Source organism: Parahaliea aestuarii, from assembly GCF_008064635.1.
GTDB lineage: Bacteria > Pseudomonadota > Gammaproteobacteria > Pseudomonadales > Halieaceae > Parahaliea > Parahaliea aestuarii.
Genome location: NZ_VRYZ01000023.1, coordinates 1 through 1095, shown reverse-complemented (window position 1 = coordinate 1095; position 1095 = coordinate 1). Strand labels below are relative to the sequence as shown.

2 protein-coding genes are annotated in these 1095 nt (G+C 51.2%); both read right to left on the bottom strand.

The genetic code is table 11. The annotated features are described in order from the left end of the window. Positions 1-820: IS3 family transposase (locus FVW59_RS19525; RefSeq protein ID WP_148066053.1), on the bottom strand; the 820-nt coding region annotated here is incomplete at its 3' end. 8 nt (positions 821-828) lie between these two features. Beyond that, the coding region (locus tag FVW59_RS19520; RefSeq protein ID WP_222711584.1) for a transposase at positions 829-1095 on the bottom strand (267 nt) is incomplete at its 5' end.

The following is a 1095-nucleotide window of genomic DNA, read 5'->3' as shown; positions in this document are numbered from 1 at the left end:
CAGGGCTAATCCCGCCATTCGCTGAGTGCCTTCGTTTGCGGTTATAGAATATTTCAATGTAGCTAAAGATACCCGACCTCGCCTCGTCAACCGACTGATAATTCTTCGCGTAGATCAGCTCCACTTTCAACCGACTGTAGAATGATTCCATCGGGGCATTGTCCCAGCAGTTTCCCTTGCGACTCATACTGACCTGACAGCCATTGCGATGCAGGCAGTCTACGTATTGCTGTGATCGATACTGCACACCTCTATCAGAGTGCACAATCAGTCCTGGACTAGTCTTGCGGCGATCAAAGGCCATTGTGAGGGCATCCTCAATCAGAGCTTCCGTCATCGTGTCACCAAAACTCCAGCCCACAATGCGCCGAGAATATAAATCCATTACAGTCGCCAGATATAGCCATTTGCTCTTTACCCAGATGTAGGTGATATCGCTCGTCCACTTCTCGTTCGGTTTGTCGGCATGAAAGTCACGCCACAGCAAGTTGTCAGATACATTGTTCATTGTGAGGCTGTGCCGGGAGTACTTGAACCCCTTGCCATTTCTGGCTCGGATACCCTGTTCTGCCATGATTTTGGCGATGTAATTTTCAGAGCAAGGGAAGCCTAGTGCATTGAGTTCCTCAGTGATCCGTGGGGCGCCATAGGCGGCTTCAAACTCCTCATAGGTGTCTTTCACGCGCTGGGTGCAATCGGCCTTACGCAACGCTCGGGGGCTGTCAGGCCGATTCAGCCACTTGTTGAAACCCGAGCGGGATACGCCCATCGCTCTCGTCATGAGGGATTTAGAATAGACTCCGAGATAGTCCTTTATCATCGCGTACTTCACTCCTGGTTTTTGGCGAAGTACGCTGAAACCTTTTTTAGAAATTCCATCACCTCTTGCAGGCGCTTGTTCTCTCGTCGTAGACGTCGAAGTTCCTCGCTTTCCTTTTTGGAGTAATCAACCCCGTCGACGCTGTTGAACTGCTTGTCTGACAAGCGAGTGAATTGTCGCTTCCAGTTGGCAATCTGCTGCGCGCTCAGACCTAGCTCTTTGGCAACCTCGGCCTGCGTGACCCCTGGTTGCTCTGAGCGTTTGACTGCCTCTCT